The organism is Candidatus Pseudoscillospira sp. SGI.172 (genome assembly GCF_050313575.1).
GTDB lineage: Bacteria > Bacillota > Clostridia > Oscillospirales > Oscillospiraceae > Vermiculatibacterium.
In genome coordinates, this window is record NZ_JBNPLQ010000054.1 from 1 (window position 1) to 7,043 (window position 7,043).

Consider the following 7,043-nt stretch of genomic DNA (forward strand, 5'->3'; position numbering starts at 1 on the left):
ATAGTTGACCTTGCCCAAAAGCTGATACGCCGTCAGCACCACCTGTTTGCGCTCCTCGCTGAGATCGGCGGGGAGCTTTTTGATGATCTCTTGGATCTCCTCCGGAGACAGGTCGATATCCTGATAACTGCCGGTAAGCGCCATGAACAGTTCCTGATACTCCGGCTGCATCAGTTCTTCCAACAGCTTGTGCTGCTCGGCGTTGAACCGATACTCGTCCGCCATTTGCAGATGATCCTTGACTGTGACAGTGATGTGCAGGATGACGGTATCGCTTTCATCCTTGTCGCCTGAGATGGTTTCCACCCAATAAGAGATGGCGTTCATATCCCAGAAAATCTGTCGCAGAACATCCAGCTTTTCTTCCGTCAGCGTCGCCACCTCGTCCGGCGACGCTGCATCTGTCGTTGTCCGCACAGCATAGACCGCCAGCACATCCCGCCAGTTCGCCACCATAGCGGCGCTGCCCGCGTTGTCCATATCCAATTCATCATGCGGATTCTCCACCTTGATCTGTTCGATGCGGTCTGTAAACTCTGTATTCAGCATGGTCACAGCCTCCGGCATCGTATATCCGGTGCCGCTGTCCTCACCGGAAAAGAAAATTCCAAACGGCGACGCGATCAGGAGCCCGATCAGGCAGATGACTAACACCATCGAGAGAACCGTGCTGCCGCCCGCCATCATCGCCGCCGCAAGACTTCTGGCGGCAGACAGAATGGCCCGCAGCGCCCGTCCTGCCGCCTGGGATGCTTTCTGCGCGGTGGCCTGCGCCGCTTTCGCGGCTTGCTGATACCGCGTTGTCTGCACCGCTGCTTCCCGTGCGGTGCGGGCGCTGCTTTGCAGCATGACCGCCTGCTTCTGTGCGGACTCCAAAGTTTTCGCTGTATCAGCTATCTTCTTAGAACGCGGCGAAACAGAGACGATGTCACGCTCCATCGGCAAGTGCTTTTTCCTCGCTGGTTTGGGCAAGCTGGTTTCAGCCCGTTCTTTGATGTGAGGTATCTGCTCCGAACGCATTCTGTCCGGCATGGCGCTACCGTCCCTGTCTGAACGCACGGCTTGCGCCGTCTTGACCTGGTGGCGCGATACGGCTCGCTTTTGCTCTGCCTGCCATCGGGCAGCTTTGCGCCCGCGTTCCTCCATGAATACTCTCTGCCCCTGCCGCTGCGGTTCCGCTGCCACTGTGACCTGTGTCTCTGTCTGTGCGCCGATATAAGTATCTTTTGCCTTGACCTTGGCGGCCTTTTGCGCGGCGTTCTGGCGCGCCTGCTGCCGTCCACGCTCCGCAGCGCTCTGCGGCTGCGACCCGGCAGAAGTGGTATCTTTTCCCTTGATAGCAGAATACTTCTGCTCTGTGGCATCGGCAGCAGGAGCGCCGCCCTCCGGCGGCTGCTCCTGCGGTCTCTTCTTCCGCTGCCGGGTGAGTTCCTTTTCTGCCCGACGCAGGCCGCGGGCGGCGGTATCCTCAATGGTGTCGCCGCCGTACTCGTCTGCCTGCCCGTGCTGGGCCGTATCCCGCAGCTGCGTCCGCAGCCGCTCAGAGCCGTCGTCCAGACCTCTGTGCAGCAGTTCTCTGGGGGTCGATACCGCCTTTTCCTTGATGCGTTCAGAGAGCGTGGGTTTTTCTTTGATTTTTTTCATAGCACATCACGCAATAAGGTCGGAGGGGCGGGTCGTCATCATCTGATACAGCCTGGTGTGGCGGGGAAAGCTGTCCACGAAAGGCACGATGGCGCTGCCGCACTTGATGAGCCCCCGCCCGGAGTCCACATTGGTGATGTAGGAGAGCTGATTATCCGAGATGTTCAGCAGGCGTGCCAGTTCCTCCCGATCCGTGGCCGCCTGATTCAGCATGATGAGAAATTCAGAGTTCGCCAGCATGGTGCGGGCCGTGTGGGACTGCAGCAGGTCTTCGATATTCTGGCTGATCCCCGTTCCGCAAGCCTGATACTTTCTCATACGCTTCCACAGGGTGAACAGGAAATTGGCGCTGTATTCATGCTGAAACAGCAGATAGATCTCGTCGATATAGATCCAGGTATTCCGCTTCAGCCCGCGGTTTCGGATGATGCGGTTGAAGATGCTGTCCAGCACCACCAGCATTCCCACCGGCAGGAGTTGCTTGCCCAGATCCCGGATATCGTAACAGAGGATGCGGGCATTGGTGTCCACATTGGTGGGCTTGGCAAAGGTGTTGAGACTGCCGTCTGTAAACAGCTCAATGGCCAGCGCCACATCCTGTGCTTCCTTTTCCGGCTGGCGGAGCAGCTCCGCGTGGAAGTCCTGCAAGGTGGGGACCGCGCCGTGATAGCCGCTGCGGATATAGTCCCGGTACACCTGCGCGGTACAGCGGTCGATGACGGATTTTTCCTTGGCAGACAGCTTGCCTGCCCCAATGAGCTGTTCACAGAGGGAGAGCAGGAACTCGGATTTCAGCACCACGGGGTTCTCTCCGTCCCCATAACCCTGCTCCATATCCATGGCGTTGATATGGTTTGGAGATGTGGCGGAGATGTTGATGACCTGACCGCCCAGCCCTTCTACCAGCGGGCGGTACTCGGATTCAGGGTCGATGATGATAATATCATCGTCGGTAGACAATGCCAGTGACACCATTTCCTTCTTGGCACTGAAGGATTTGCCGGAACCGGAGACGCCCAGAATGAATGCGTTGCCGTTGAGAAGCTGCCTGCGGTCCGCCACGATGAGATTTTTGCTGATGGCGTTCTGCCCGTAGTACACGCCGCCCCGGTCCCAGATCTCCTGGGCCTTAAAGGGCATGAGGACAGCCAGCGCTTCCGTGGTCAGAGTGCGCAGGGCATCGATGCGGCGCAGGCCCAGCGGCAGCGCCGTCACCAGCCCGTCCGCCTGCTGCCAGTTCAGCGTCGTGAGCTGACAGAGGTGCTTGCGGGCAATGGACTGGAGCGTTTCCGTATCACTGTCCAGTTCTTCCTTGCTGTCTGCCAGATGCACCAGCGTCACCACGGCAAACATCATCCGCTGGTCGCGGGTGGTGAGATCGTCCAGCATCTCGCGAGTCTCCTTGCGCTGCTGCTCCAGATCGTATGGGACAACGGCAGAAAAGTTATTGTTAGCGTTCTGCCGGCGCTGCCAGTTGGTCACATTGGTCTCCACACCCAGCAGGTGGTTCTGCATCTCCCGCACCGCCTCATCGGTAGGGACAGGGATGATGTCAATGGACAGCATGAGACTGCGGTTCAGGCTGGTAAGCTCATTGATCATGGAGTCTTTGATGTAGCTGGCATACTCCTTCAAAAAAAGCACCCGGCCATATTTACCGCCCATGATAAAATGATCCTTTTTGAATTCCATGCTGTCCGGGCAGATGGCGTCCTTGAAGGAGCGCCCGTTCTTCATGTTCTCCCGGAGGTCAAAGCGGAACTCGCTTTCCTCTCCCACACGGTAGAAATCATGCAGGATGTGGAGGCGGTCTGCCGCATCCATCTCCTCGCAGTGGGAGTCCATGTGGTTCAGACGGGAAGAGGCGTCATGGACCGTGCGGTCAAAAAATGCGCGGGCCTCCTCTACATTTTTCTTATGGACGGACAGGGTGATGTAGCGCTCCTGCACCACGCTGTTGGATGAATCGGTAACCTTATCCAGCAGCATGGCGTTGTATTCCTTGCGTCCGCCATCCAGATCGTCTCCCTTGGGTGGGATGAGGATCTCCTGCTCAAAATTGCGCCGGTCCAGGCGCTTATTGTTGATGGTGATCTTCGTGGTGGAGCCGGTGTCCAGCGCGTTCAGCAGCTCGGAATAGCTGAGAAACATGGCTGTCTTATCCTCTTTCGAGGCGATGGCGTAGTTGATGTCGCTAAAACGCAGTGTTTTAGAATACTTGCTGCCAAATTGAAAGACCCCATCCGGCCAGATGCGGCGGATGGGGATGATGTCCTGTACAGATTTCGGAACCGTAAATCTTTCTTTGTCCTGCTTCAGTGTATTTTGCAGAGTTTTAATCAAGTTTGAGAGCCTCCTTTATCGTTGAATTTTCCAGAGCTTTGGCGTATATGTTGTCCGATTTGAACACGAGTCTGCGGGGAAACAGGAATTCCGAGCGGATATACGCGAGCAGAAAGCGTTCCAGCGTCATGCCGTTATACTGAAAAAAGCCGCCCAGGGCAAAGGGAAAGGCTGCAAGCACGCAGACCCAGCCGATCTCCCCATTCCCCAGCACAGGGCGCAGGCCGAAATATACGCCCACTGCCACGGCGACCGCCAGCAGTGCGAACAGCAACTGCCGCAGGGACAGCCCGAAGAATAGACTCTCCTGATAATTTCGTACTTCTTTGTTGATGCGGACCTCCAATGGATCACCTCCGAGTTTTTTCTGAGTTTTGCTGAACAGACTCTTGCTTTGTCTGTGCAGTCATGGTACTATGCCACAAACCCGATGAAGGAGGTCGTGACACATGATCGCTTTTCTGATGATCGCCGGGCTTGGCGTCCTGGCGCTTCTCTCCCGGTTCGCCGCGCTGACACGGATGACCATCCCGCTTTTGTACATCGTGTCCATGCTGACGGTGTTCCACGGCTGGTATCGCGCCCATACCGTGCTGGCAGACCGCATCCTGTTCGCCCTTGTAGGGCTGGTGGTGCTGTCCTGGCTGCTTTCGCTGATCCGCTTTGTCTGCGATCTTGTTATGCAGGCACGGGATGACGCTGCCGCTATGGAGTATTTCTCCTACCGTGTTCGCAAAGCACGGGAGAACGGCGAAGACACCGTCAGCACAGAGGGTCTGTGGCGCTGAATCAGCCAAGGCCCATCAGCTCCCGGATGATGCGGTCGCTCATCTTGATCGCGCCCACCAGCACCAGCATATTGAAGATCAGCTCGCCCACATAGTTCCATACGATGGTGGCTGCCGCCAGCGTATCGTCCGCGATGGCGGGCGGGGACGAGGCAAAGGCAGAGAAGATCACACAGGCCAATACGATAACACAGCCCTCCATGCAGATGGCGGCATAGCTTTTCAGAAAAGCAACGCCGATACTGCTGGAGGGCTGTCCCGCAAAGCTGGCCAGCGGGATGGGTGCGATGGCTGTGGCGATGTAGAGCTTAAAAAAACGGCTATATACCGTCAGTATCATGACAAGGGAGAGTACCCAGATAAAGAGCGAGCCCAGCAGCGTCACCGCCCAAAGGGGGATGGAGTCAATAAAGCCCACATCCTCGATGACACTCACCAGCTCATCCGGTAATGTGGTGGCAGACATCGCCGTCAGCCCGGAGGAATCCATGATGGTCGTCACCATGCCCTGGGCAACGCGAAACGCGCCGGTCATCAGCTCCATGCCCCACGATACCGCCGCCTGCGCCAGCACAAAGCGGATGAAGCATTTGAATGCCACTTCCGGCTTCTTCATCTCGGTAAAGCTGCCGCAGGTCTTGACCACGCCCATCACGAAAAACAGCACCAACAGCGCATACCCCACAGCCTTTAATCCATCGTTGATGTTCACGATGACATTCCAGACACCGCCGCCCTTGAAGGACTCCGGCGAGGTGCTGATGAGCTGCCAGATCTCCGCCAGCCTTCCGTTCCACATTTCCAGCGCGGAGTTCAAATTGTCTACGATCCAGTTTCCACTTCCCATTCAAAATCACCTCCTACGGGAAGAACAGGGTGAACGGTATCATGCCGTTCACCCTGCCGCGTTTTTCAGCCGGTGATGAGGGAGAGGATCTCCTTAGTAAAGGTAATGACGATACCGCCTGCCACCGTCAGCATGCCGTTGGCGCGCTGGGAGGGGTCATGGCTCTTGAGAGACAGGCCCACCTGCAAAATACCGAAGCCCAGCAGGATGAGGCCAATGGCGCGGATCAGCGAGAAAATAAAATCGGACAGGTTGTTGACCACCGTCAGCGGGTCATCTGCCGCCAGCGCAGGCACTGCGGTGACTGCCAGAAGCAGAGTAACGCAGGCAAAAACGGAATAGACGCGCTTTGCTTTTCTCTCGAAATTTTTGTTGTTCAAATCATGTTTCATGCTGCAGCATTCTCCTTTTCATTGTCAAAATCAATCTGGAACAGCGGCTCTCCCGTAATAGGAGGCTCCGCCGTCCCGTGGTGGATGTAGGGCGGTCCGCCGCCATCCATCGTATAGCGGATGGCGGGATGCTCCATGAGCTCATACTTTTCGTCCATCACCGGCCGTGTGCCGCGGATGAACAGAATACAATACCGGTTATCCAGCATCCGTACCTCGTCCGGCGTCAGCAGTTCCCGCCCACTGATCTGGAAGTTGGTGGAGTAAGACCCGGACCGCCCTTTGGTCTGCCCGTGGGTCTTGGTGTCGATGGTGGACTTGCCCAACGCCTCGGAAATGTACTTGTGGGTGCTTGCCTCGTTGCCGCCCAGATAGAGCAGCGTGTCCGAGTTGCCGGGGATGGTTTCCCATGAGTCCTTATACAGCTCCTTGATCTGCGCCATGTTCTGGATGATGGTGCTGCAGGAGATGTTGCGTGAGCGCATGGTCGCAAGCTCCCGCGGCAGCCCCGGCAGATTGACCGATGGCGCTTCATCCAAGATGAAATGCACATGGCAGGGCAAGGCTCCGTGATGGATCTGGTCTGCGCAGTAGTAAAGGGTCTGGAATATCTGGGAGTACAGAAGACTCACTAAAAAAGTAAAGGTCGTATCATTATCCGGGATGACGGCGTACAGAGCGCACTTTCGCTCTCCCAGCGTGTAGAGATCCATGTCATCATGGTCGGTGACAGCTTTGATCTGCGGCAGATTGAAGGGTGCCAGCCGCACAGCGGCAGACACCAGAATCGATTTTGCCGTCTTGCCCGCCGCCTGCTTGAAAACCTTATATTGCCGCAGGGCAACACTTTCCGGGTTCTCATACTCCATTGCCCGGAACAGCAGATCCAGCGGGGAGACATACTCGTCATCGTCCTCCTTCACTTCGGCATATTCCAGCACACGCAGCACCATTGAAAAATTCTGCTCATATTCCGGCGCTTCCTGGAGCAGCATGAGGATGATGGCCTGCAGCAGTGCTGTCTCGGAC

At 56.6% G+C, this 7,043-nt stretch carries 7 protein-coding genes; 1 reads left to right on the forward strand and 6 read right to left on the reverse strand.

Going from position 1 to position 7,043, the window contains the following annotated elements; all coding sequences use genetic code 11:
* The 3 genes from ACQRD3_RS13120 to ACQRD3_RS13130 all read right to left on the reverse strand — a co-directional run.
* Nucleotides 1-1,644, reverse strand: a 1,644-nt coding sequence (locus ACQRD3_RS13120; RefSeq protein ID WP_427781690.1) for a hypothetical protein, incomplete at its 3' end; no start/stop codon positions are given.
* 6 nt (nucleotides 1,645-1,650) lie between these two features.
* Nucleotides 1,651-3,987, reverse strand: coding sequence for a VirB4-like conjugal transfer ATPase, CD1110 family (locus tag ACQRD3_RS13125; protein WP_427781691.1), 2,337 nt, complete (start codon nucleotides 3,985-3,987; stop codon nucleotides 1,651-1,653).
* Nucleotides 3,980-4,333, reverse strand: coding sequence for a PrgI family protein (locus ACQRD3_RS13130; protein ID WP_075704031.1), 354 nt, complete (start codon nucleotides 4,331-4,333; stop codon nucleotides 3,980-3,982). The genes ACQRD3_RS13125 and ACQRD3_RS13130 overlap by 8 nt, the downstream gene beginning before the upstream one ends.
* Before the next feature lie 103 nt (nucleotides 4,334-4,436).
* Here ACQRD3_RS13130 and ACQRD3_RS13135 point away from each other — a divergent pair, with 103 nt between their 5' ends.
* The gene (locus ACQRD3_RS13135; RefSeq protein WP_427781692.1) at nucleotides 4,437-4,775 is read left to right on the forward strand and encodes a hypothetical protein; all 339 of its coding nucleotides are present in this window, start codon (nucleotides 4,437-4,439) and stop codon (nucleotides 4,773-4,775) included.
* Between the two features lies 1 nt (nucleotide 4,776).
* Here ACQRD3_RS13135 and ACQRD3_RS13140 read toward each other — a convergent pair whose 3' ends face one another.
* The 3 genes from ACQRD3_RS13140 to ACQRD3_RS13150 all read right to left on the reverse strand — a co-directional run.
* Nucleotides 4,777-5,622 carry a hypothetical protein gene (locus tag ACQRD3_RS13140; RefSeq protein WP_116722056.1) on the reverse strand — a complete coding sequence of 282 codons (846 nt, stop codon included), beginning with the start codon at nucleotides 5,620-5,622 and terminating at the stop codon, nucleotides 4,777-4,779.
* A 65-nt stretch (nucleotides 5,623-5,687) separates the two neighbouring features.
* Nucleotides 5,688-6,014: a formate hydrogenlyase gene (locus tag ACQRD3_RS13145; RefSeq protein WP_253099305.1), complete on the reverse strand. Its 327-nt coding sequence runs from the start codon at nucleotides 6,012-6,014 to the stop codon at nucleotides 5,688-5,690.
* Nucleotides 6,011-7,043: VirD4-like conjugal transfer protein, CD1115 family (locus ACQRD3_RS13150; protein ID WP_427781693.1), on the reverse strand; the 1,033-nt coding region annotated here is incomplete at its 5' end. The genes ACQRD3_RS13145 and ACQRD3_RS13150, both read right to left, overlap by 4 nt.

Coding starts and splice junctions, on each gene's coding strand:
- ACQRD3_RS13145 (WP_253099305.1), bottom strand. CDS start 6,014: ATGAAACATGATTTGAACAACAAAAATTTCGAGAGAAAAGCAAAGCGC.
- ACQRD3_RS13135 (WP_427781692.1), top strand. CDS start 4,437: ATGATCGCTTTTCTGATGATCGCCGGGCTTGGCGTCCTGGCGCTTCTC.
- ACQRD3_RS13140 (WP_116722056.1), bottom strand. CDS start 5,622: ATGGGAAGTGGAAACTGGATCGTAGACAATTTGAACTCCGCGCTGGAA.